Annotated in this window: 22 protein-coding genes; 21 read left to right on the forward strand and 1 reads right to left on the reverse strand. The window is 63.3% G+C overall.

Going from position 1 to position 22,620, the window contains the following annotated elements:
• Window position 1 precedes the first annotated feature (1 nt).
• The 21 genes from F0A17_RS15830 to F0A17_RS15930 all read left to right on the forward strand — a co-directional run bounded on the left by F0A17_RS15830 (window position 2) and on the right by F0A17_RS15930 (window position 22,209).
• Window positions 2-775 carry an amino acid ABC transporter ATP-binding protein gene (locus tag F0A17_RS15830; protein WP_149329327.1) on the forward strand — a complete coding sequence of 258 codons (774 nt, stop codon included), beginning with the start codon at window positions 2-4 and terminating at the stop codon, window positions 773-775.
• Between the two features lie 521 nt (window positions 776-1,296).
• Window positions 1,297-3,192 carry a tRNA uridine-5-carboxymethylaminomethyl(34) synthesis enzyme MnmG gene (gene mnmG / locus F0A17_RS15835; RefSeq protein ID WP_149329328.1) on the forward strand — a complete coding sequence of 632 codons (1,896 nt, stop codon included), beginning with the start codon at window positions 1,297-1,299 and terminating at the stop codon, window positions 3,190-3,192.
• Complete coding sequence (gene rsmG / locus F0A17_RS15840; protein WP_149329329.1) at window positions 3,189-3,854, forward strand: 16S rRNA (guanine(527)-N(7))-methyltransferase RsmG; 666 nt, start codon at window positions 3,189-3,191, stop codon at window positions 3,852-3,854. The genes mnmG and rsmG overlap by 4 nt, the downstream gene beginning before the upstream one ends.
• A gap of 27 nt (window positions 3,855-3,881) precedes the next feature.
• Window positions 3,882-4,652 carry a ParA family protein gene (locus F0A17_RS15845; RefSeq protein WP_149329330.1) on the forward strand — a complete coding sequence of 257 codons (771 nt, stop codon included), beginning with the start codon at window positions 3,882-3,884 and terminating at the stop codon, window positions 4,650-4,652.
• A 53-nt stretch (window positions 4,653-4,705) separates the two neighbouring features.
• The gene (locus tag F0A17_RS15850) at window positions 4,706-5,620 is read left to right on the forward strand and encodes a ParB/RepB/Spo0J family partition protein (RefSeq protein WP_149329331.1); all 915 of its coding nucleotides are present in this window, start codon (window positions 4,706-4,708) and stop codon (window positions 5,618-5,620) included.
• Window positions 5,621-5,805: 185 nt separating this feature from the next.
• Window positions 5,806-6,204: an ATP synthase subunit I gene (locus F0A17_RS15855; RefSeq protein ID WP_149329332.1), complete on the forward strand. Its 399-nt coding sequence runs from the start codon at window positions 5,806-5,808 to the stop codon at window positions 6,202-6,204.
• A 17-nt stretch (window positions 6,205-6,221) separates the two neighbouring features.
• Window positions 6,222-7,049 carry a F0F1 ATP synthase subunit A gene (gene atpB / locus F0A17_RS15860; protein WP_149329333.1) on the forward strand — a complete coding sequence of 276 codons (828 nt, stop codon included), beginning with the start codon at window positions 6,222-6,224 and terminating at the stop codon, window positions 7,047-7,049.
• 68 nt (window positions 7,050-7,117) lie between these two features.
• Window positions 7,118-7,345, forward strand: a complete 228-nt coding sequence (atpE, locus tag F0A17_RS15865) for a F0F1 ATP synthase subunit C (protein ID WP_104203122.1) — start codon at window positions 7,118-7,120, stop codon at window positions 7,343-7,345.
• A 73-nt stretch (window positions 7,346-7,418) separates the two neighbouring features.
• On the forward strand, window positions 7,419-7,889 hold the full coding sequence (locus tag F0A17_RS15870) for a F0F1 ATP synthase subunit B (RefSeq protein WP_149329334.1): 471 nt from the start codon (window positions 7,419-7,421) through the stop codon (window positions 7,887-7,889).
• Between the two features lie 11 nt (window positions 7,890-7,900).
• A complete protein-coding gene (locus F0A17_RS15875; RefSeq protein ID WP_149329335.1) occupies window positions 7,901-8,437 on the forward strand; it encodes a F0F1 ATP synthase subunit delta in 537 nt (178 codons plus the stop codon).
• Window positions 8,438-8,453: 16 nt separating this feature from the next.
• On the forward strand, window positions 8,454-9,998 hold the full coding sequence (gene atpA, locus F0A17_RS15880; RefSeq protein ID WP_149329336.1) for a F0F1 ATP synthase subunit alpha: 1,545 nt from the start codon (window positions 8,454-8,456) through the stop codon (window positions 9,996-9,998).
• A gap of 69 nt (window positions 9,999-10,067) precedes the next feature.
• Window positions 10,068-10,952 (forward strand): F0F1 ATP synthase subunit gamma, encoded by an 885-nt coding sequence (atpG, locus tag F0A17_RS15885; protein ID WP_149329337.1) that lies wholly within the window; start codon window positions 10,068-10,070, stop codon window positions 10,950-10,952.
• Between the two features lie 66 nt (window positions 10,953-11,018).
• Window positions 11,019-12,395, forward strand: coding sequence for a F0F1 ATP synthase subunit beta (gene atpD / locus F0A17_RS15890; RefSeq protein ID WP_149329338.1), 1,377 nt, complete (start codon window positions 11,019-11,021; stop codon window positions 12,393-12,395).
• 24 nt (window positions 12,396-12,419) lie between these two features.
• A complete protein-coding gene (locus F0A17_RS15895; protein ID WP_149329339.1) occupies window positions 12,420-12,848 on the forward strand; it encodes a F0F1 ATP synthase subunit epsilon in 429 nt (142 codons plus the stop codon).
• 159 nt (window positions 12,849-13,007) lie between these two features.
• Window positions 13,008-14,381 carry a magnesium transporter gene (gene mgtE / locus F0A17_RS15900; protein WP_149329340.1) on the forward strand — a complete coding sequence of 458 codons (1,374 nt, stop codon included), beginning with the start codon at window positions 13,008-13,010 and terminating at the stop codon, window positions 14,379-14,381.
• Between the two features lie 217 nt (window positions 14,382-14,598).
• A complete protein-coding gene (locus tag F0A17_RS15905) occupies window positions 14,599-15,411 on the forward strand; it encodes an undecaprenyl-diphosphate phosphatase (RefSeq protein ID WP_149329341.1) in 813 nt (270 codons plus the stop codon).
• A 32-nt stretch (window positions 15,412-15,443) separates the two neighbouring features.
• Window positions 15,444-16,511, forward strand: a complete 1,068-nt coding sequence (locus F0A17_RS15910) for an FAD:protein FMN transferase (RefSeq protein WP_149329342.1) — start codon at window positions 15,444-15,446, stop codon at window positions 16,509-16,511.
• 99 nt (window positions 16,512-16,610) lie between these two features.
• Window positions 16,611-17,978 (forward strand): bifunctional UDP-N-acetylglucosamine diphosphorylase/glucosamine-1-phosphate N-acetyltransferase GlmU, encoded by a 1,368-nt coding sequence (gene glmU / locus F0A17_RS15915; RefSeq protein WP_149329343.1) that lies wholly within the window; start codon window positions 16,611-16,613, stop codon window positions 17,976-17,978.
• A 23-nt stretch (window positions 17,979-18,001) separates the two neighbouring features.
• Window positions 18,002-19,837, forward strand: coding sequence for a glutamine--fructose-6-phosphate transaminase (isomerizing) (gene glmS, locus F0A17_RS15920; protein ID WP_149329344.1), 1,836 nt, complete (start codon window positions 18,002-18,004; stop codon window positions 19,835-19,837).
• A 38-nt stretch (window positions 19,838-19,875) separates the two neighbouring features.
• Window positions 19,876-20,733: a DUF72 domain-containing protein gene (locus tag F0A17_RS15925; protein ID WP_149329345.1), complete on the forward strand. Its 858-nt coding sequence runs from the start codon at window positions 19,876-19,878 to the stop codon at window positions 20,731-20,733.
• A 129-nt stretch (window positions 20,734-20,862) separates the two neighbouring features.
• Window positions 20,863-22,209 carry a sodium-dependent transporter gene (locus tag F0A17_RS15930; protein WP_149329346.1) on the forward strand — a complete coding sequence of 449 codons (1,347 nt, stop codon included), beginning with the start codon at window positions 20,863-20,865 and terminating at the stop codon, window positions 22,207-22,209.
• A 65-nt stretch (window positions 22,210-22,274) separates the two neighbouring features.
• Here the strand turns inward: F0A17_RS15930 and F0A17_RS15935 are convergent, their stop codons facing one another.
• On the reverse strand, window positions 22,275-22,475 hold the full coding sequence (locus F0A17_RS15935) for a PA3496 family putative envelope integrity protein (protein WP_149329347.1): 201 nt from the start codon (window positions 22,473-22,475) through the stop codon (window positions 22,275-22,277).
• Window positions 22,476-22,620: the final 145 nt, after the last annotated feature.

Consider the following 22,620-nt stretch of genomic DNA (forward strand, 5'->3'; position numbering starts at 1 on the left):
CATGACCCAGGACAACTCACCTTCCAGCGCCGAGCCCATCGTGCACATGGCGAAGGTCAACAAGTCTTTCGGCGACCTGCATGTACTCAAGGATATCGACCTTACGATTCAACCCGGCGAGGTGGTCGTGGTGATCGGTGCCAGCGGTTCCGGCAAGTCCACCCTGATTCGCTGCATCAACGGCCTCGAGGAGTTTCAGCACGGCCATATCGAGGTCGATGGCAACGAACTGCTGCCCAACGGCAGGAGCAGCCGAGCACTGCAGCGGATTCGTACCGAGGTCGGCATGGTGTTTCAGCAATTCAATCTCTTTCCCCACCTCAGCGTGCTCGACAATGTCTCGCTGGCGCCGATGAAGGTGCGAGGCTGGAGCCGCACCGACGCGGTCGAGACTGCCGAACGTTTGCTCGAACGGGTCGGTATCGCCGATCAGGCGCGCAAATACCCCAGCCAGCTCTCGGGCGGCCAGCAACAGCGCGTCGCTCTGGCGCGGGCGCTCGCCATGGAGCCACGCCTGATGCTGTTCGACGAACCCACCTCGGCGCTCGACCCGGAGATGATCGGTGAGGTCCTCGATGCCATGCGTGAGCTGGCACGGGAGGGCATGACCATGGTGGTCGTTACCCATGAGATGGGCTTCGCTCGCGAGGTCGCCGATCGAGTGGTCTATATCCACAAGGGGGAAATCGTCGAGCAGGCCGCTCCCGACGTGTTGTTCGACTCGCCACAACACGAACGTACCCAGAACTTCCTGTCGCGGGTGCTCAAGCACTGATAGCGTTCCTGCAAGCAGGCCCTGTCGGCACCGACAGGGCTTTTTTTTGGTTGTGGATATCTTTTTTCGCTTCCTCCCCTTTTTCCCTCCGGAGCCGCGCAGCTACGCCATTGCCGTCGGCAGCATGCCGTTGTTCACAGCTGCGGTGACAACCGCGGTAGCCGACAGTGGAAAAAGCGTGTAGCGTCTCGCCTGTGGGCAACCAGCCCATTCATCCACAGGCTCGTCACCCTCCACTCTCAGGACATCAGCCGCTTTCCCCCGCATCCGTCAACAATGCATCCTAATGTTGCGAAAGTAGTTTTTCAGGTTATCCACCGTTTTTGTCCACACCAGTAGTTACAACCACAACAGAACTTCTCTCTTTTAATCATTCTGTTTTGTTTAGTCTGGTGAATCGGCAAGTCCGTTGGCAAACGCGATGTGGAAAACCCCTGACGCTTACCCACAGGCGGTTTATACTGGCAGGCTGTTTTTCGCCCCCTTTGGAATATCCGCGCTCAAGCGCAACGAGGTGTAACGTGGAGTATCCCGACCGCTTTGACGTCATCGTCATCGGCGGCGGCCATGCGGGAACCGAAGCCGCTTTGGCCTCCGCCCGCATGGGCTGTCAGACCCTGCTGCTGACCCACAACATCGAGACTCTCGGGCAGATGTCCTGCAATCCCGCCATCGGCGGGATCGGCAAGAGCCATCTGGTCAAGGAGATCGATGCGCTGGGCGGTGCCATGGGGCTGGCCACCGACCTCGGCGGCATCCAGTTTCGCGTGCTCAACGCCCGTAAGGGGCCGGCGGTGCGGGCGACCCGCGCTCAGGCGGATCGCGTACGCTACAAGGCGGCCATTCGCGGCATGCTGGAGAACCAGCCCAATCTAATGCTGTTCCAGCAGGCCGCGGGCGATTTGATCGTCGACGGCGATACGGTGCGCGGTGTGGTGACCGAGACCGGCATTCGCTTCCATGCCGAAACGATCGTGCTGTGCACCGGTACCTTCCTCGGTGGCGTGATTCATATCGGTCTCGAGCAAAGCCGCGGCGGTCGCGCCGGCGATCCGCCCTCGAATGCCCTGGCATCTCGGCTGCGTGCGCTGCCGTTCCGGGTCGACCGGCTCAAGACCGGGACGCCGCCCCGGCTGGATGCCAAGAGCGTCGATTTTTCCGCCCTCGAGGAGCAGCCCGGCGATATGCCGACGCCGGTGATGTCCTATCTGGGAAGGCGCGACATGCATCCGCGCCAGGTGAGCTGTCATATCGCCCACACCAACGAGCGCACCCACGAGATCATCTTCGCCAACCTCGACCGCTCGCCCATGTACTCCGGCATGATCGAAGGCGTCGGGCCGCGTTACTGTCCCTCGATCGAGGACAAAGTGCACCGCTTCGCCGACAAAGCGAGCCACCAGGTGTTCATTGAACCGGAAGGGCTCGATACCCACGAGCTCTACCCCAACGGCATTTCCACTTCGCTGCCTTTCGACGTGCAGCTCCAGGTGGTGCGCTCGATCGAAGGGCTGGAGAACGCCCGCATCACCCGGCCCGGCTACGCCATCGAGTACGATTTCTTCGACCCGCGTGACCTGAAGCATTCGTTGGAAACGAAATTTATCCACAACCTGTTCTTCGCCGGGCAGATCAACGGCACCACCGGCTACGAGGAAGCCGGCGCCCAGGGGCTGCTGGCGGGGCTCAACGCGGCGCGGCGCGCACGCGGGCTTGAAGCCTGGTGGCCGCGGCGCGACGAGGCCTATCTCGGTGTGCTGGTCGACGATCTCATTCGCTTGGGGACCAAGGAGCCCTACCGCATGTTCACCTCGCGCGCCGAGTATCGCCTGCTGCTGCGCGAGGACAACGCCGACCTGCGCCTCACCGAAGCCGGTCGCGAGCTGGGTTTGATCGACGATGCGCGCTGGGCCGCGTTCAGCGACAAGCGCGAGGCGATCGAACGCGAGAGTGCCCGGCTCAAGTCGGGCTGGGTCCAGCCCGGCACTGCCGCCGCCGCCGCCGTCGAGGCGAAGACCGGCCAGCCGCTCGCCCGTGAATACAGCCTGCTCGACCTGCTCAAGCGCCCCGAGCTCGGCTACGCTGACGTCGCGGGGCTCGTCGGTGAGCCGGTAAGTGACGAGGCAGTGGCCGAACAGGTGCAGATCCAGGCCAAGTACCAGGGGTACATCGACCGTCAGCAGGACGAGATCGACAAGCTCAAGCGTCACGAGGCGACGCCGCTACCGGCCAATCTCGACTATTCCCGGGTCGAGGGGCTCTCCCACGAGATTCGCCAGAAGCTCGCCGAGGCACGCCCGCAGTCCCTGGCCCAGGCTGCCCGCATCTCCGGCGTGACCCCGGCGGCCGTATCGATCCTGCTGATTCATCTCAAAAAACGGCGCCTGCTCGACGAACAACAGGTAGCCAACGGATGAGCGATGCCTTGACCCCGCAGGCAGCGGAGCGGCTCGATGCCGGCCTGGCGGCATTGGGCATCGACGTGAACGCTGGTCAGCATGAGCGCCTGCGGCGATTGGTCGGGCTGTTGCACAAGTGGAATCGCGCCTATAACCTCACCGCGGTACGCTCTACCGAGGACATGGTGTCCCGGCACCTGCTCGATAGCGCGGCCGTGCTGCCTTTCGTGAGCCATGCACCGTTGCTCGACGTCGGCGCCGGCCCCGGCCTGCCGGGACTGGTACTGGCGATTCTCGAGCCGAGACTTGCGGTCACGCTGCTCGACAGCAACGGCAAGAAGGTTCGCTTCCAGCGTCAGGCGGTGATGGAGCTCGGCTTGGACAACGTCACGCCGGTACAGGCGCGTGTCGAGGCCTTCAGGGCGCCACCGGGCGGCTTCGTCCAGGTGATCTCCCGCGCCTTTGCCAGCCTCGCGGACTTCACGCGCCTGACCGAGCACCTGGTGGCGGCCGACGGTTGCTGGCTCGCCATGAAGGGACCGGCCGTCGATGAGGAGCTGGCCGATCTGGCCCCGGGGCTGACGATACGTGAACGTCACGCCCTGACGGTTCCGTTCACGGCAGGCGAGCGTGCGTTGCTGATCGTCGAGCGAATCGATTCCAATCCAGGCCGCCACTGAGGGCCGTCGTTGCAGGGGAAATCGTCCGTGACCCAGATTATCGCCTTGACCAACCAGAAGGGCGGCGTGGGCAAGACCACCACCGCCGTCAACCTGGCCGCCAGCCTGGCGGCGCTGGATCGACGCGTGCTGCTGGTCGATTTGGATCCTCAGGGGCATGCCACCATGGGTAGCGGCATCGACAAGCACACGCTCGATGGCAGTGTGCTCGATCTGCTGCTGGGCGAGAAGCGCGCCACCGAAGTGATGCTCGATTGCCCCACCGCGGGGTATACCCTGCTGCCCGGCAATGGCGATCTCACCGCCGCCGAGGTCGAACTGCTCGACCGCGCCGAAGGGCGCGAGCGCAGCCTGACCGAAGCCCTGGGCAGCGTCGCGGCGGAGTATGACGTCGTGCTGATCGACTGCCCCCCGTCGCTCAACATGCTGACCGTCAATGCCCTGACCGCGGCCAACGGTGTGTTGATACCGCTGCAGTGCGAGTTCTACGCTCTCGAAGGGCTCTCGGCCCTGCTCGATACCGTGGAACAGATCAAGGATAGCGTGAATCCCGACCTGGCGATCTATGGCATCCTGCGCACCATGTTCGACGGTCGCAACAGCCTGACCCGGGACGTCAGCAAGCAACTGCGCGACTACTTCGGCGAAACGCTGCTGAAGACCACTATTCCGCGCAACGTCCGGGTGGCCGAGGCGCCGAGCCATGGTCTGCCGGTGACCAAGTATGCCCGCTTCTCGCGGGGCAGCCAGGCCCATCGGGTGCTGGCCAAGGAACTGATTCGTCGTCTGTCGCTCTAGGTGACCGGCACGTTCTGCTCGTGTGACACGCTCGTTGTGATGAGGGAATGCTGATGACGCGTAAACGCGCCCTGGGCCGTGGCCTGGATGCCCTGATCGGCGCCGGCGCCCGCCGCCGCGACAACCTCGAGCTGCCCGAGGTGGAAATTCCCGCTGCCGAGGACGGCGAGGTCGCCGTCGCTCCCGTTGCCGCCGAGGAGCGGCTCGAGCGCCTGCCGCTGGGCCAGCTCTCCCGCGGCAAGTACCAGCCCCGCCGCGATATCCAGCCGGAAGCATTGGAAGAGCTGGCCGACTCGATTCGCGCCCAGGGCGTGATGCAGCCCATCGTGGTACGGCCCATCGGCGAGTCGCGCTACGAGATCATCGCCGGCGAGCGCCGCTGGCGCGCCGCCCAGCTCGCCGAGCTCGACACCATTCCGGCGGTGATCCGCGAGGTCAGCGACGAGGTCGCCCTGGCGCTGGCGCTGATCGAGAACATCCAGCGCGAGAACCTCAACCCGGTGGAGGAGGCGATGGCGCTCAAACGGCTGCTCGAGGAGTTCGAACTCACCCAGCAGCAGGTGGCGGACGCCGTGGGCAAGTCACGCGCTCAGGTCGCCAACCTGCTGCGCCTGCTCGCACTCGACCCCGAGGTTCAGACGTTGCTGGAGCGCGGCGATCTGGACATGGGCCATGCCCGTGCCCTGCTCGCCTTGCCGGGAGCCAAGCAGCGCCGAGCGGCTCACGAGGTGGTCAACAAGGACCTCACCGTGCGCGATACCGAGGCATTGGTGAAGCGCCTGGCCCAGGGCGAACCGAAGAAGGCGGCTGAGGCGCCGAGCCCTGACGTGGCGCGACTCGAAACGCGGCTCGGCGAACTGCTCGGCGCTCCGGTCAGGATCAAGCACGGCCGCGGCGGCAGAGGACGATTGACCATACGCTACTCGAGCCTGGACGAACTGGATGGCATCCTCGAACACATTCGCTAATCGACGAGCAGTGTCGACAATGGGGTCCATCTTTGGTCGCAGAGCCGTGCCATTCGCCGTCAAAAGCGCCTTGTCTGGTTGAACAGGCTTGGGCGCTTCCCTATAATCCGCCGTTGTTTGCCTGAGCGATAGGCTCGGACTGGCCGGCGCTCAATCCCTGCCTGGCAGGGCAGGAATGTCGACAGATGCAGAAACACGCTGCCGGAAGACGCGGCCGCCTCGATGTCGCTCGATTGCTTCGCCTGCAAGGGGCCGTAACGCTGATACTGACGGGCATCGGTGCACTGGCTTCGGGGAGCGGGAGCGCTCTGTCGGCGTTGCTGGGAGGGTTGGCCGGCCTGATTCCCTCCCTCTACTTCGCCTGGCGTATCGGCTCGGTTCGAGGAGGTAAGCGGGCTAGGCGCTTTGTCTCGACGCTGTACCGAGCCGAGGCGGGAAAGTTCGGTTTGACGGTGGCGCTGCTGGCCATGGTGTTCGTGGCAGCGCCCCCCTCAAACCCGATTTTCTTCTTCGTCGCATACGTGGCGGTTCTGTTCACGCATTGGCTCGCGCCCTGGTTCAAGCGTGAAAAGGCCGGCTCCTGAATCGAGGTAATGACAGCATGGCAGCAGGTAACGAAGTTACGGCAGCGTCCTATATTCAGCATCACCTCCAGAACCTGACCTTCGGTCGCCACCCCGAGAACGGCTGGTCGATCGCCCACTCTGCCGAAGAGGCCCGTGAAATGGGCTTCTGGGCCATTCACCTGGATACCATGGGGTGGTCCATCGCCATGGGCCTGCTGTTCATCTGGCTGTTCCGCAAGGCCGGCAAGATCGCCACCACCGGCGTGCCTGGCGGGCTGCAGAACGCCGTTGAAATGGTCATCGAATTCATCGAGGGTCTGGTGCGTTCCGCCTTTCATGGCAGGAATCCCATCATCGCGCCGCTGGCGCTGACGCTGTTCGTGTGGATCCTGCTGATGAACACGTTGAAGATCATTCCGGTCGACTACCTGCCGGAGGTCTTCGCGCGTCTCGGTGTCGAGTACATGAAAATCGTGCCCACCACCGACGTCAACGCTACCCTGGGCATGGCGCTGGGCGTCTTCATCCTGATTCTCTACTACAGCTTCAAGGTCAAGGGAGTCGGCGGCTTTGCCCGTGAACTCTCGCTGACGCCGTTCAATGTCTGGCTGCTGGTTCCTTTCAATCTGGTTCTCGAGATCGTTGGCCTGATCGTCAAGCCCTTCAGTCTCGCGATGCGACTGTTCGGCAACATGTTCGCCGGTGAAGTCATCTTCATTCTGATCGCCCTGCTGCCGTTCTGGGCCATCTGGCTGCTCGACGTGCCGTGGGCCATCTTCCATATCCTGGTCATCACTCTCCAGGCCTTCATCTTCACCATGCTTACCGTGGTCTATCTCAGCGCTGCACACGAGCATCACTGAAACGAGCAACTTGCAATTCCCCTTAACCCTAAACCCTTGTAAGTCAATACGAAAACTAGGAGCACATCATGGATTATATCTACCTCGCCGCTTCCCTCATGATCGGTCTGGGCGCTCTGGGTACCGGCATCGGCTTCGCCCTGCTGGGTGGCAAGCTGCTGGAGTCCACCGCTCGTCAGCCCGAGCTGGGCGACCAACTGCAGACCAAGACCTTCCTGATGGCCGGCCTGCTCGACGCCGTGCCGATGATCGGCGTAGGTATCGCGATGTACCTGATCTTCGTCGTCGCCGGTTAACGACGCTGCCGAGCGCTGAAGCGCTCGGTTTGCTCGTTTCCGGTCGCCACGAACCTGTCAGAGGTACATACCCGTGAATATCAACATGACGCTTATCGGACAAACGATCGCCTTCGCGATTTTTGTCTGGTTCTGTATCAAGTATGTGTGGCCGCCGATCAGCACCGCGCTTCACGAGCGCCAGAAGAGGATCGCCGAGGGTCTCGATGCGGCCAGCCGGGCGTCACGTGATCTCGAGCTCGCTCAGGAGCAGGCGTCCCAGACACTGCGCGAGAGCAAGGAGCAGGCTTCGCAAATTCTCGAGCAGGCCAACAAGCGCTCGGCGCAGATCGTCGAGGAAGCCCGCGAGCAGGCTCGCGCCGAGGGCGAACGCATGATCGCCAGCGCACGTGCCGAAATCGACCAGGAAATCCAGCGTGCCAAGGACGAGCTGCGTGCCCAGGTGTCCAGTCTCGCCGTGGCCGGTGCCGAACGCGTCCTGGAGGCCTCCGTCGACGAGAAGGCGCATCGCAAGCTGCTCGACAAGCTTGCCGCTGAACTGTGAGGAGGTGATCCATGGCGGAACTGTCTACCGTCGCGCGACCCTACGCCAGAGCGGCGTTCGAGTACGCACGCGATCACCAGGCGCTGGACGGCTGGTCCGAATGGCTCGACACGTTGGGTCAGGCCGTTGCCGTGCGTGACGTGCAGAAGCTTCTGTCCAGCCCGCGTTTCTCACCTGAGCGCAAGGTGGCCATGCTCGTCGAGCTCACCGAGGTCAAGCTCGACGACTCGGCGAAGGCTTTCCTCGACATGCTGGGCGAGAAGGGCCGGCTGATGGCGCTTCCCGCGATCGCGGAGCGGTTCGCGTATCTGCGCGCCGAGCACGATCAGCGCATCGAGGTCACCGTCGTCTCGGCCTATGAGCTCGATGACACGCAGCAGAACAAGCTCGCCGGCGCGCTCAAGAAGCGGCTGAATCGCGAAATCTCCATTACCACTCAGGTGGATCCGAAGCTAATCGGAGGCGTCATCCTGCGCGCCGGCGATACCGTCATCGACGGATCGGTGCGCGGTCGATTGAACCGGCTCTCCGAAGCTCTTACCGCCTGAGTCTGAGGGACATGGCATGCAGCAACTGAATCCTTCCGAGATCAGCGACATCATCAAGCAGCGTATCGAAAAGCTGGATGTCGCATCCGAAGCTCGTAACCAGGGCACCATCGTCAGCGTATCCGACGGCATCGTGCGTATTCACGGCCTCGAAGACGCGATGTTCGGTGAAATGATCGAATTCCCCGGCGGCATCTACGGCATGGTGCTCAATCTTGAGCGCGACTCCGTGGGCGCCGTGGTGCTGGGCGACTACCTTCAGCTCGAAGAGGGCATGACCGCCAGCTGTACCGGTCGCATCCTCGAGGTGCCGGTGGGTCCCGAACTGGTCGGCCGCGTGGTCGATCCGTTGGGCAATCCCATCGATGCCAAGGGCGACGTGGGGGCCAAGCTCACCGACGCGGTGGAAAAGGTCGCCCCGGGCGTCATCACCCGTCAGTCGGTGGACCAGCCGATCCAGACCGGTCTCAAGGCGATCGACGCCATGGTGCCGATCGGCCGCGGCCAGCGCGAACTGATCATCGGCGATCGCCAGATCGGTAAGTCGGCGATCGCCATCGATGCCATCATCAACCAGAAGGGCAAGGGCGTCACCTGTATCTACGTGGCCATCGGTCAGAAGCAGTCGACCATCGCCAACGTGGTGCGCAAGCTCGAGGAGCATGGCGCGATGGAGCACACCATCGTCGTCGCCTCCGGCGCCTCCGACCCGGCTCCGATGCAGTTTCTGGCCCCCTACGCCGGCTGCACCATGGGCGAATACTTCCGCGACCGTGGCCAGGACGCGCTGATCGTCTACGATGATCTGACCAAGCAGGCCTGGGCCTACCGTCAGGTGTCGCTGTTGCTGCGCCGTCCGCCGGGCCGCGAAGCCTACCCGGGCGACGTCTTCTATCTCCACTCGCGCCTGCTTGAGCGTGCCGCTCGTGTCAACGCCGACTACGTCGAGAAATTCACTAACGGTGAAGTCAAGGGCAAGACCGGCTCGCTGACCGCGCTGCCGCTGATCGAGACCCAGGGCGGCGACGTTTCCGCGTTCGTACCCACCAACGTGATCTCGATCACCGACGGCCAGATCTTCCTCGAGACCGACCAGTTCAACGCGGGTATCCGTCCGGCCATCAACGCCGGTCTGTCGGTATCCCGTGTGGGCGGTTCGGCCCAGACCAAGATCATCAAGAAGCTCGGCGGCGGCGTGCGTCTGGCACTGGCCCAGTACCGCGAGCTGGCGGCCTTCTCCCAGTTCGCCTCCGACCTGGACGAAGCCACTCGCAAGCAGCTGGAACACGGCCAGCGCGTCACCGAGCTGATGAAGCAGAAGCAGTACTCGCCGCTCTCCGTGGCCGAAATGAGCCTCTCGCTCTTTGCCGCCAACGAAGGGTTCCTGGATGACGTCGAGGTGAGCAAGGTGTTGGACTTCGAGCGTGCCCTGCACGATTACATGAAGTCCGAGCACGCCGAGCTGCTCGACAAGATCAACCAGACCGGCGACTACAACGACGAGATCCAGCAAGGGCTGAAGCAGGGTCTCGAGCAGTTCAAAGCCACTCAGAGCTGGTAATGCCGCCGGCCCGCTCGACAGGGCGGGCCATGGACATTCTTCTGAGGGCCACGAACGAGGTAGATCGCTATGGCAGCTGCAAAAGAGATACGCACCCAGATCGGGAGCATCAAGAATACGCAAAAGATCACCAGCGCCATGGAGATGGTCGCTGCGTCGAAGATGCGTAAAGCGCAAGATCTGATGAAGGCCAGCCAGCCTTATGCCCGGCAGATCCGCAACGTGGCCAGCCACCTTGCCGACGCCAACCCCGAGTACAAGCACGACTATCTGGTCGAGCGTGACGAAGTGAAGCGGGTCGGCTACATCGTGGTATCCACCGACCGCGGCCTGTGCGGTGGCCTGAACGTCAACTTGTTCAAGGCAGTGGTCAAGAGCGCCGTGGAATGGCGTAAGCAGGGCGCGGAGCTCGATTTCTGCGCTCTGGGCAGCAAGGCGAGCGGCTTCTTCCGCAACTACGGCGGCAACCTGGTCGCCGCCAAGAGCGGCCTGGGCGAAAAGCCCGAGATGGAAGACCTGATCGGTAGCGTCAAGGTGATGCTCGATGCCTACGACGAGGGGCAGCTGGATCGCCTCTACGTGGTGTACAACGAGTTCGTCAACACCATGACGCAAAAGCCGGTGGTTCGTCAGTTGCTACCGCTCGACCCCGACATGGGGGCTGGTGCGGACGACGAGGACAACAAGCGTCCCGGTAGCTGGGACTACCTGTATGAGCCGGATGCCAAGGCGCTGTTGGATAGCCTGTTGGTTCGTTTCATCGAATCCCAGGTGTATCAGGCGGTGGTCGAGAACGGAGCCTGTGAACAGGCAGCCCGGATGATCGCCATGAAGAACGCCACCGACAACGCCGGCGGGCTAATCGACGATCTGGAGATGGTCTACAACAAGGCCCGTCAGGCCGCCATCACCCAGGAGATATCCGAGATCGTCGGCGGCGCCGCTGCCGTATAGCGCCTCGGGAGCGACGCCGCTCCCGGCACACAGGTTTCATTTGCAGGTTTTTGAGAGGATCGCAAGATGAGCGGACGTATCGTACAAATCATCGGCGCGGTGATTGACGTCGAGTTTCCGCGGGACAGCGTGCCCAAGGTCTACGACGCGCTCAACGTCGCCAACTCCGAGACCGTGCTCGAAGTCCAGCAGCAGCTGGGTGACGGCGTGGTACGTACCATCGCCATGGGCTCCACCGAGGGCCTGCGGCGGGGCATGGACGTGGCCAACACCGGTGCCGCCATCTCCGTGCCGGTGGGCAAGGAGACCCTGGGCCGCATCATGGATGTGCTGGGCCGTCCCATCGACGAGGCCGGCGATATCGGTGAGCAGGAGCGCATGCCCATTCACCGCCCCGCCCCCACCTATGCCGAGCAGGCGGCTTCCAACGAGCTGCTCGAGACCGGCATCAAGGTGATCGACTTGGTCTGTCCGTTTGCCAAAGGCGGCAAGGTCGGCCTGTTCGGCGGCGCCGGCGTGGGCAAGACCGTCAACATGATGGAGCTGATCCGCAACATCGCCATCGAGCACAGCGGCTACTCCGTGTTCGCCGGTGTCGGCGAGCGGACCCGCGAAGGTAACGACTTCTACCACGAGATGACCGAGTCGAACGTTATCGACAAGGTGTCGCTGGTCTACGGTCAGATGAACGAGCCGCCGGGCAACCGCTTGCGCGTCGCCCTGACCGGCCTCACCATCGCCGAGAAGTTCCGCGATGAAGGTCGCGACGTGCTGCTGTTCGTCGACAACATCTACCGCTACACCCTGGCCGGTACCGAGGTATCCGCACTGCTGGGCCGTATGCCCTCCGCGGTGGGCTACCAGCCGACCCTGGCCGAGGAGATGGGCGTATTGCAGGAGCGCATCACTTCCACCAAGGTGGGCTCGATCACCTCCGTGCAGGCGGTCTACGTTCCCGCGGACGACCTGACCGACCCGTCGCCGGCCACCACCTTCGCCCACCTGGACGCCACCGTGGTACTGGCGCGTTCGATCGCCGAGTTGGGTATCTATCCGGCGATCGATCCGCTGGACTCCACTTCGCGCCAGCTCGATCCGCTGGTCGTCGGCGAGGAGCACTACGACACCGCGCGCCGCGTGCAGAACGTGCTGCAGCGCTACAAGGAGCTCAAGGACATTATCGCGATCCTGGGCATGGACGAGCTGTCCGACGAGGACAAGCAGACCGTGGCCCGCGCGCGCAAGATCCAGCGCTTCCTGTCGCAGCCGTTTTTCGTCGCCGAAGTCTTTACCGGCGCGCCTGGCAAGTACGTGCCGCTGAAGGACACCATTCGCGGTTTCCAGGGCATCCTCGACGGCGAGTACGACAACCTGCCCGAGCAGGCCTTCTACATGGTGGGCAGCATCGACGAAGCCGTCGAGAAAGCCAACCAGATGAAGTAATCCCGTCCATTGGGGGACTTCGCTATGGCGAAAAGCTTCACATGCAATATCGTCAGCGCCGAGGCCTCGATCTTCTCCGGTGAAGTCGAGCAGATCGTGGCTTCGGGTATCATGGGCGACCTGGGCATCCTGCCCGGGCACGCCCCGCTGTTGACCGAGCTGCAGCCTGGCCCCGTTCGCGTGATCCACGATGGCGGGCAGGAGGAAAACTACTACGTGTCAGGCGGCTTCCTCGAAGTGCAGCCGGATGTGGTGACCGTGCTGGCCGATTCGGCCGCGCGGGCGGGCGATCTCGACGAGGCCGCTGCGGAGGAGGCACGTCAGCAGGCGCTGCGCGCCTTCAACGAGAAATCGGCGGAGATGGATTACACCCGTGCCGCCGCCGAACTCGCGGAAGCCGTGGCGCAACTGCGAACGATTCAGCAATTGCGCAAGAAAGGCGGCAAGAGCTGAGCCTATCGTCTCCTGCAGCGACAACGCCCCCCGAAGCCACTTCGGGGGGCGTTTTTGTCTCTGTTATCATGCTGCCACCGGTCTCGGAGAGCCCGAGCCACATATGCGACCTCGTCGTGCCAGGAGCGGCCAACGGCGAGGGAGAGCCAGGAGAGAGCCATGTCGCTGAGCGAACCGCTGCAGGAGCACAAGGAAACGCTGCTGACCGCCCTTGAGCAGGGGCAGCGCGAACGTCTTGACGAGCTGCTCCCTGAGCTGCGCGCCGCGGATCTTTCCGAAATCCTCGAGGAACTGGTCGAGGAGGAGGATGACCTGGCCAGCGTCCTCAGCCTGCTCGATTGCTTGCCGCTGGAGCGGCGAGCCAATGTGCTCGGTTACCTGCCCGGCGAAGTACAGCTCGAAGTCGCCCAGTCGATGTCCGACGAGCTGCTGCTCTCGGTGCTGGAGGAGATGGGCTCGGACGAACGCGCCGACCTGTTCAACCTGCTCGACGAGGATCGCCAGGAAGTCTTGCTGCGTCGCATGGCGCGCCAGGAACGCGAGGATCTCAAGCGGCTGGCAAGCTACGAGGAGGGAACCGCCGGCGCGATCATGACCTCGGATTACGTGGCCATTCCCAGCGGCATGACCGTCTCCCAGGCGATGATGCGGGTGCGCCAGACCGCACCGGATGCCGAAACCGTCTACCAGCTCTACATCGTCGACCCCGAGGGCAAGCTGGCCGGGACGCTATCGCTGCGACAGCTGATGGTGGCACGCCCCGGGGCCAGGGTCGACGACCTGATGATCAAGGACGTGATCCGCATCTCCGTCGACGAGGCGCAGGAGGAAGTGGCCCGCCTGGTGGCGCGTTACGATCTGTTGGCCATGCCGGTGATCGATCATGACGACAGGCTGGTGGGAATCGTCACCCATGACGACGCCATGGACGTGGTCGAATCCGAAGCGACCGAGGACTTTCACAAGGGCATGTCCATCGGTCAGCTCGAGGATGGCGTCAGCCGGGTGCCGCTCTGGAGTCTCTATCGCAAGCGCGTGACCTGGCTGGTATTGCTGGTGTTCGCCAACTTGTTTTCCGGCGCCGGCATTGCCTATTTCGAGGACACCATCGCCGCCCAGGTGGCGCTGGTGTTCTTTCTGCCGCTGCTGATCGGCAGTGGCGGCAATGCCGGTGCTCAGGCGGCGACGTTGATGGTGCGCGGCATGGCCACCGGTGACGTGGGCGTCAAGGACTGGGGCAAACTGCTGGGGCGCGAGCTGCTGGTGGCGGGCTCGCTGGGCCTGACCATGGCACTCGCGGTGGCGCCCATCGGTGTGATGCGAGGCGGCGAAGCGGTAGCCATGGTGGTCGCCACGAGCATGGTCACCATCGTACTCTTTGGCAGCCTGCTGGGCATGTGCCTGCCATTCGTGCTCAATCGCGTCGGCTGGGACCCGGCCACGGCTTCAGCCCCACTGGTGACGACGCTCATCGATGCCAGCGGCGTGCTGATCTACTTCACCATCGCCACCGCGGTGCTGACCGGGGTGTAACCCCTCGCTAGCTTTCGCTCGCACGGCTGCCCGCCACTGACGCGGCGATTCGGCACGGGGCCGCAAGCCCCGTATGCCCTGCGAAGTCGACGGACAGCTTAGGTCGTAGCGAGAGACGGCGGACAAGCGGCGACGGTCCGTGTATCCTCTTTGCGTTCCTTTCCGTGCACGCCGCGTAGACGCGGCGCGAGATGCTTGTCGTCAGGAGAAATGCCATATGGATTGGCTTCAGGTCGTTGTGCTGTCCGTGATCCAGGGGTTGACCGAGTTCCTGCCGATTTCCAGCTCCGCCCACCTGATTCTGGTACCGGTTCTCACCGATTGGACCGACCAGGGGCTGACCTTCGACGTGGCTGTACACTTGGGCAGCCTGCTGGCCGTGGTGATCTATTTTCGCCATGACCTGAAGCGAATGGCAGTGAGCTGGGTCATGTCCCTGAACGTCAGGACGCTACGCCAGGGCAATGACGATTCGGATGCCCGGCTGGCCTGGTGGGTGCTGTTGGCGACCGTTCCGGTGTGCTTGGCGGGCCTCGCTCTGCACGATCGTATCGAGGTCGGCATGCGTTCGCCGCTCTGGATTGCGTTCGGCCTGATCGCATTCGGCCTGGTGCTGGCCTATGCCGACTGGAACAAGCGCGCGGGTCGAAGCGAGTATCAACTGTCCATGCGCGATGCCTTGATCATTGGTCTGGCGCAGGCGCTGGCGCTGATTCCGGGCACGTCGCGCTCCGGCATTACCATTACTGCGGCATTGCTGCTGGGGCTGAGCCGGGAGGGGGCGGCGCGCTTCTCGTTCCTGCTATCGGTACCGGTGATCGTTCTGGCGTCGGGTTTGGAGATAGTCGGCCTGGTGCAGTCGCCGAGCCATATCGACTGGTCGGCGATGGCAGCAGGAGTGGTCCTGTCAGGGCTGAGTGCCTATTTCTGCATCCATTATTTCCTCGCCTTCATCGCGCGAATCGGCATGCAGCCCTTCGTGGTATATCGCATCGTGCTCGGATTATGGCTGCTGTGGATCTTCGCCTAGTCATGCCACACGGAGTCAGGAGTCCTGCTACCATGAGTTTCGTCCTGCGCCTCGCCGTCATCGCCATCATGTGCCTGGGACTGCTGGTCGGTTGTTCCGAGAGCGAGCGCCCGCTGGATTCGCCGGTGCGCCTCGAGGGCGACATCTTCGGTTCCTTCTACCAAGTGACCATGGCGGATCCCCTGACGCAGGGGCGGGCACAAGAGCTGGAGGCGGGGCTGCTGGAGGTTCTCGAACAGGTAGACGTCGCCATGTCGGTCTATCGCGACGACTCGGAACTGATGGCCTTCAACCAGGCACCGATTGGCGAATGGCAGCCTCTCTCCAACGAACTGATCGAAGTGCTGGCGATCAGTCAGGCGGTGGCCGAAGCCAGCGACGGTGCCTTCGACATTACCGTCGGAGGGCTGGTGAACCTATGGAGCTTCGGCTCCGAGGCGCGTCCGCGGGAGGTTCCCGACGACGAGACGCTTCGGCAGCGATTGGCCCAGGCTGGCCCCGACAGCATCGAGATCGATGTCGACGAGCTACAGGCACGTCGACTTCGCGATGTGTTCGTCAACCTTGGCGGCGTGGCCAAGGGGCATGCCACCGATCGGGTGGCCGCCTATCTCGACGCCCAGGGAATCGAGCATTATCTGGTCAATCTGGGGGGGGATCTGATCGTTCGCGGCTACCGGGATAGCGAGGAGCAGCCTTGGCGCATCGGCATCGAGGCGCCGCTCGACGACCGGCAGGAGGCGATCCATGTCGTGCCACTGCACGACATCTCGGTGGCCACTTCGGGCGATTACCGCAACTATTTCGAGGAAGGCGGCAAGCGCTACTCGCATACCATCGATCCGCGTACGGGGCGTCCGATCGAGCACCGCGTGGCTTCGGTGACCGTGGTACACCCCTCTAACGCCTGGGCCGATGCCTGGGCCACGGCGATGATGGTGCTGGGCGAAGAGGAGGGGCTGGCGCTGGCTCGGGAGGAGAATCTTCGAGTGCTGTTGCTGGTGCGTGAAGGCGATGGCTGGAGCAGTATGGCGAGCCCCGCTTTCGTCGACTATTTCGGCGACTCGCTGCCCGAGGAAATGGAGCTGGAGGTGCGCTGAGCGCCGCGTTGAGAACGCCGTGTGCGACCCCATCATGATGAAACGGGCGAGCCGTCGGCTCCCTGTGTTGGACCCAAGCGAATGGACAAGGAGTCTTCGATGACCCTCGATGTGGTGATTTTGGCGGCCGGGCAGGGGACGCGGATGCGCTCGACACTGCCCAAGGTACTGCATCGTCTGGCCGGCAAGCCGATGGTTCGCCACGTGCTCGATACCGCCCGGCAGCTCGAGGCGGACCGGTTGCACGTGGTAGTCGGTCATGGGGCCGAGCGGGTGCGCCAGGCGCTCGACGATACCCCGGCACGCTTCGCTCTGCAGGCCGAACAGAAGGGCACCGGCCATGCGGTGGCCCAGGCTCTGGAGGGTCTCGGTGATGGCAAGGTGCTGGTGCTCTATGGCGACGTCCCGTTGATCCGGCGCGACACCTTGGCGACGCTGCTCTCCCGGGTCGACGAGGCGTGCATGGGATTGCTTACCGTGACACTCGACGACCCCACCGGCTACGGGCGCATCGTGCGCAACGCGGCGGGCGAAGCGGTGGCGATCGTCGAGCAGAAGGACGCCAGCGAGAGCGAATTGGCGATCCGCGAGTGCAACACCGGTATCATGGCGATGACGGCGCAACAGTTGCGCCGGTGGTTGCCGCGGCTCTCTGCCGACAACGCCCAGGGCGAATATTACCTCACCGACGTGATCGCCATGGCCGCCGCCGAGGGGGTGGATATCGCCACCGCGCAGCCGGCCGATCCGCTCGAGGTGGAGGGAGTCAACAACCGGCAGCAGATGGCACGGCTCGAACGAGCGTACCAAGCGCGCATCGCCGAAGCGTTGATGCGCGAAGGGGTGGCATTGCTCGATCCGGCACGTCTCGACGTGCGTGGTCGCCTGACCTGCAGTCACGACGTGGATATCGATGTGGGCTGCGTCTTCGAGGGCGAGGTGGAGCTCGGCGAGGGGGTACGCATCGGCCCCCATTGCGTGATCCGCGACAGCCGTATCGGTGCCGAGACCGTGATCGAGGCGCATAGCGTGATCGAAGGAGCCGTGGCCGCTGGCCTCAACCGCATTGGTCCCTTCGCCCGGTTGCGCCCAGGGACTCGGCTGGCACCGGGCGCCCGGGTGGGCAACTTCGTCGAGACCAAGAATGCCGAGGTCGGCGAGGGCAGCAAGATCAATCATCTCAGCTACGTGGGCGATGCGCGGCTGGGGCGCGACGTCAACGTCGGTGCCGGTACCATCACTTGCAACTACGACGGGGCCAACAAGCATCGCACCGATATCGGCGATGGGGCCTTCATTGGCTCCAATACCGCTCTGGTGGCGCCGGTCAGCGTGGGGCGTGGCGCCACCGTCGGCGCGGGCTCGACCATCAGCAAGGACGTGGCCGACAATGCCCTGGCCGTCTCTCGGGGACGTCAGGTCAGCAAGCCCGATTGGGCGCGTCCGGCCAAGATCCGGGATCACTGAACCCAACAGCGCGAGGAATCGTCATGTGTGGAATCGTCGGCGCCGTCACCGGGCGCAATGTGGAAGGCATCCTGCTCGAGGGACTGCGGCGGCTCGAATACCGCGGCTACGACTCGGCCGGCATGGCGGTTCTGTCACCTCAGGGAGCGCTGCAGCGCAGCCGAGCGATGGGCAAGGTGGCCGCACTGGAGACTCGGCTTGAGAGCGAACCCCTGCCGGGTCGATGCGGCATCGCTCACACCCGTTGGGCCACCCATGGCCGGCCCAGCGAGGAAAATGCGCATCCGCACCAATCGGGCGACCGGCTGGCCCTGGTGCACAACGGCATCATCGAGAACCATGAGTCGCTGCGTCGCGAACTGCAGTCGGCGGGCTATGGCTTCGCTTCAGAAACCGATACCGAGGTCGTGGCGCACCTGATCGACCAGGAGTTTCGCCGTGGCGGCGGCTTGTTGGCCGCGGTGCAACGTGTGCTGGCGCGACTCGAGGGTGCCTATGCGCTGGCGGTGCTGCACGCCGACGAACCCGATACCATCGTCGGCGCGCGCAAGGGCAGCCCACTGGTAGTGGGGGTCGGCATCGACGAGGCCTTCCTCGGCTCGGACCCGTTGGCGCTGCTGCAGGTCACCGATCGCTTCGTCTACCTGCAGGAGGGCGATGTGGTCTGTCTCTCCGGTGCTGGACGGATCGATGTCTTCGACGCACGCGGCGAGACGGTAAACCGTCCGGTGCAGACCTTCGAACACGGCGACGGAGCGGCCAGCAAGGGCGACTATCGCCACTTCATGCTCAAGGAGATCTTCGAGCAGCCCGAGGTGATCGCTGCCACGCTCGAGGGGCGGCTGGGTGAACGTTCGGTGCCGGTGGAGAGTTTCGGCCCCGACGCCGAGACGTTGTTCGAACGAGCGAAGCAGGTCCATATCGTTGCCTGCGGCACGAGTTTTCACGCCGGGCTGGTGGCGCGCTATTGGCTCGAGCGCTATGCCGGGGTGCCGGTGCAGGTGGAAGTTGCTTCCGAGTATCGTTACCGCACGGTAGTGGTCCCTGAAGGCACTCTGTTCGTGACCCTGTCGCAGTCCGGCGAGACGGCCGATACCCTGGCGGCGCTTCGCTTTGCGCGCGAACAGGGGTATCTCGGCAGCGTGGCGATCTGCAACGTGCCCGGCAGCTCGCTGGTACGAGAATCGGATCTGACCCTGATGACCCAGGCCGGGCCGGAAATCGGTGTCGCCTCGACCAAGGCCTTCACCACGCAGCTCGCCGCGCTGATGCTGCTGACGCTGGCATTGGGACGAGTCAAGGGACTCGCGACAGAAACCCAGGCGGAGCTGGTCGGCGCCCTGCGTGAATTACCGAAGCGGGTGAGCCAGGTGCTTGAATTGGATGGCGAGATCGAGGCGTTGTCGACGGCCTTCGCCGAAAAGCACCATGCCCTATTCCTCGGTCGCGGTGCGCACTTCCCCATCGCACTGGAAGGAGCGCTCAAGCTCAAGGAGATCTCCTATATTCATGCCGAGGCGTACCCCGCCGGTGAACTCAAGCACGGTCCGCTGGCACTGGTCGACAGCGAGATGCCGGTGATCTCGGTCGCACCCAACGATGAGCTGCTGGACAAGCTGAAATCCAACCTGCAGGAGGTGCGGGCCCGTGGCGGCGAGCTGTTCGTATTCGCCGATGAACGTGTGGGCATCGAGGCGCAGGAGGGGGTACACGTCCTATGTCTGCCCCACGTGCACGACGCCCTCGCGCCGATCCTGTATACCGTACCCTTGCAGCTGCTGAGCTACCACGTGGCGGTGCTCAAGGGCACCGACGTGGACCAGCCGCGCAATCTGGCCAAGTCGGTGACGGTGGAGTGACGCTTTATCGCTTCGTTATCGGCTTCTTCTGAGTTGCCATGTCTCGACTGTTTATGGGCCTGCCCATGTGGGCCAACCCCGAGTGGTGTGGCTCACTCTACCCGCCCTATGCCGGCCAGGAGAGCTGGTTGGCCGACTATACCCGCGTATTCTCAGCCGTAGAGGGCAATACGACTTTCTATAGCGGTGCACCCAGACCGAAGACAGTGGCCGGCTGGTCACGCCAGGCCCCGCCGCACTTCCGCTTTTGCTTCAAACTGCCGGCCGAACTCACCCATGTGCGACGTTTGCGTGAGGTTCAAGCGGCACTGGATGCCTTTTTCGCTGCGCTGGCGCCGTTGCACGATCGCCTGGGCCCTGTGCTCGTGCAGTTGCCAAGGGATTTTGGCCCCGACGAGCTGCCCCGGCTCGAGGCGCTACTCGCACACTGGCCGTCCGGCATTCCCAACGCGGTCGAGGTGCGTCATCCGGAATTTTTCCACAAGGGCTCGGCCGAGACGGCGCTGAACCGCATGTTGATAACTTATGGTGTCAACCGGGCGATGCTGGATGTCAGGCCTCTCTTTTCGACCTCTGCCGTCGGCCAGCCGGACCTGGCCAAAGCCCAGCAGGAAAAGCCGAGATGCCCATTACACGTGATTTCCACGGCGGATCAGCCGCTGGTGCGCTTCATTGGACACCTCGACGAAGCGATCAATCTGCGCTACTTCGTGCCTTGGGTAGCGCGGCTGAAGCTGTGGATAAGTCAGGGGAAAACCCCTTTTTTCTTTGTGCACACCGCGAATAACCGCCAAGCGCCGGAGCTGGCCAGGCGGCTATACGAAGCACTCTCCCGAGACGCCGCCTTGCCGCCCCTGAGCGATTTCGCCGGCGAGCGCCAAGCTCCGCTCTTCTAAGCCTCGCTGCTGGTCTTCTAGCCTTTGATCGGATAAATTTGCCGGCATTCGGGTGGAAAACCATGCGATCTGCTGCGTTTTTTACCTTGAGAGAGATCAACGACCCGTTACACAACAACAGGTGATGTCATGTCGAAACTGGTACATGCGCAATGGTCATCCAAGATGACCTTCGTGCTTGCGGCCGCTGGCTCGGCGGTGGGGCTGGGCAATATCTGGAAGTTTCCTTACATGGTCGGCGAGAGCGGTGGAGCGGCTTTCGTACTGGTCTATCTGCTCTGCATCGCCGTCATCGGGTTGCCGATTCTCGTGGCAGAGTGGTTGATCGGCCGGCGTGGCCAGGAGAACCCGATCAATGCGATGTCCGATCTTGCGCGCCGTGGCGGCCACCTGCCGATCTGGGTGCTGGTGGGTATCGGCGGTGTCCTCGGTGCCTTCCTGATTCTCTCCTTCTATAGCGTGATCGGCGGGTGGTCGCTCTCCTATACGCTGGGGTCGATCACCGGGACGTTCAGCGGTCAGGACGCCGAGGGAGTCGGGGGTGTCTTCACCGGCATGTTGGCCAGCCCCGGCGTGCTGCTGCTGTGGCACACCCTCTTCATGGTACTGGTGATCGGCATCGTGGCCCGAGGGGTGACCAAGGGACTCGAAGGCGCGGTACGCACCATGATGCCGGCACTGGTAATCCTGATGTTGATCCTGGTGGGCTACGGCATGACGACCGGTCACTTCGGCGAGGCGCTCTCCTTCATGTTCCGGCCCGCCTGGGGCGCCATCAATGGCGAGGTGGTGCTGGCGGCCATGGGGCAGGCCTTCTTCACCCTCTCGCTGGGCATGGGCATCATGATGGCCTACGGCTCCTACCTGGGCGAGGAGGTCAATCTGCTGGGAACCGCACGTACGGTCATTCTTCTCGATACCGGCATCGCACTGCTGGCGGGCCTGGCGATTTTTCCCATCGTGTTTGCCAATGGGCTGGATCTCGATTCGGGCCCCGGCCTGATCTTCGTTACCCTGCCGCTGGCCTTCGGCAACATGACCGGCGGCACCCTGCTCGGCCTGATGTTCTTTCTGCTGTTGACCTTCGCCGCCCTGACCTCGGCCATTTCCCTGTTGGAACCGGTGGTGGAATTCGTCGAAGAGCGCACGCCGCTCTCGCGCGTCGTGGCCACTCTGGTCAGTGGTGCGGCGGTGTGGGCGCTGGGCATCCTCGCCCTGCTTTCGTTCAACGTATTGGGAAATGTGCTGATCTTGGGGCTCAACATCTTCGATCTTCTGGATACCTTTACCAGTAAGATACTGCTTCCCCTGACGGGACTCGGCGCGATCCTGTTCGTCGCCTGGTGCCTGGATCGCCAGGGCGTGGCCGCCGAGCTCAATCTCTCCGGCGGCCGCGAGTCGCTGTGGCTGGTGGTGGCGCGCTACGTGGCACCGCTGGGCGTGGTTGCGGTGTTTCTGCACTCGTTGCTGGGCTAAGGCGCTTCGCAGCCCCGTTCCCAGGGCTGGCGCTTATTTCGAACGACCGTCCGCGGGCGGTCGTTTCAGTGCCTTTCGTCGTCGGACAGATTGGCGATATTCCGTTCCAGCTGTTTGAATTCGTTGTGCAGCTCAATGCCACGGCGGGCTCGCAGGTTGCGTTGGGCAGCGCTGCGGGAGCGCTTTTCATGCTCGGCGACGTTGATGCTCATGAAGATATCGAGAAGTTCGTTCTTGACGGAAGTGATCCGTTCGACCTTACGCATGATCGACTCCTTCTTTCTTCTTCTGTGCCTGTTCCTACACAGCAAGATTCATTTACAGCATCTTTACTATACCCCACTTGACAAAATCATGACGAAGCGGTCCTTCCACGCTGTGGGGTGAAATTCCCCATGCGAGGCGGTATGA

The organism is Billgrantia pellis, assembly GCF_008297955.1.
Taxonomy (GTDB): domain Bacteria; phylum Pseudomonadota; class Gammaproteobacteria; order Pseudomonadales; family Halomonadaceae; genus Halomonas; species Halomonas pellis.

Bases quoted from the DNA above. Each gene is read 5' to 3' on its own strand.
- F0A17_RS15830 (WP_149329327.1), top strand. From the start codon at position 2: ATGACCCAGGACAACTCACCTTCCAGCGCCGAGCCCATCGTGCACATG.
- rsmG (WP_149329329.1), top strand. From the start codon at position 3,189: ATGAGCGATGCCTTGACCCCGCAGGCAGCGGAGCGGCTCGATGCCGGC.
- F0A17_RS15850 (WP_149329331.1), top strand. From the start codon at position 4,706: ATGACGCGTAAACGCGCCCTGGGCCGTGGCCTGGATGCCCTGATCGGC.
- F0A17_RS15855 (WP_149329332.1), top strand. From the start codon at position 5,806: ATGCAGAAACACGCTGCCGGAAGACGCGGCCGCCTCGATGTCGCTCGA.
- atpB (WP_149329333.1), top strand. From the start codon at position 6,222: ATGGCAGCAGGTAACGAAGTTACGGCAGCGTCCTATATTCAGCATCAC.
- atpE (WP_104203122.1), top strand. From the start codon at position 7,118: ATGGATTATATCTACCTCGCCGCTTCCCTCATGATCGGTCTGGGCGCT.
- F0A17_RS15875 (WP_149329335.1), top strand. From the start codon at position 7,901: ATGGCGGAACTGTCTACCGTCGCGCGACCCTACGCCAGAGCGGCGTTC.
- atpA (WP_149329336.1), top strand. From the start codon at position 8,454: ATGCAGCAACTGAATCCTTCCGAGATCAGCGACATCATCAAGCAGCGT.
- atpG (WP_149329337.1), top strand. From the start codon at position 10,068: ATGGCAGCTGCAAAAGAGATACGCACCCAGATCGGGAGCATCAAGAAT.
- atpD (WP_149329338.1), top strand. From the start codon at position 11,019: ATGAGCGGACGTATCGTACAAATCATCGGCGCGGTGATTGACGTCGAG.
- F0A17_RS15895 (WP_149329339.1), top strand. From the start codon at position 12,420: ATGGCGAAAAGCTTCACATGCAATATCGTCAGCGCCGAGGCCTCGATC.
- mgtE (WP_149329340.1), top strand. From the start codon at position 13,008: ATGTCGCTGAGCGAACCGCTGCAGGAGCACAAGGAAACGCTGCTGACC.
- F0A17_RS15905 (WP_149329341.1), top strand. From the start codon at position 14,599: ATGGATTGGCTTCAGGTCGTTGTGCTGTCCGTGATCCAGGGGTTGACC.
- F0A17_RS15910 (WP_149329342.1), top strand. From the start codon at position 15,444: ATGAGTTTCGTCCTGCGCCTCGCCGTCATCGCCATCATGTGCCTGGGA.
- glmU (WP_149329343.1), top strand. From the start codon at position 16,611: ATGACCCTCGATGTGGTGATTTTGGCGGCCGGGCAGGGGACGCGGATG.
- glmS (WP_149329344.1), top strand. From the start codon at position 18,002: ATGTGTGGAATCGTCGGCGCCGTCACCGGGCGCAATGTGGAAGGCATC.
- F0A17_RS15925 (WP_149329345.1), top strand. From the start codon at position 19,876: ATGTCTCGACTGTTTATGGGCCTGCCCATGTGGGCCAACCCCGAGTGG.
- F0A17_RS15930 (WP_149329346.1), top strand. From the start codon at position 20,863: ATGTCGAAACTGGTACATGCGCAATGGTCATCCAAGATGACCTTCGTG.
- F0A17_RS15935 (WP_149329347.1), bottom strand. From the start codon at position 22,475: ATGCGTAAGGTCGAACGGATCACTTCCGTCAAGAACGAACTTCTCGAT.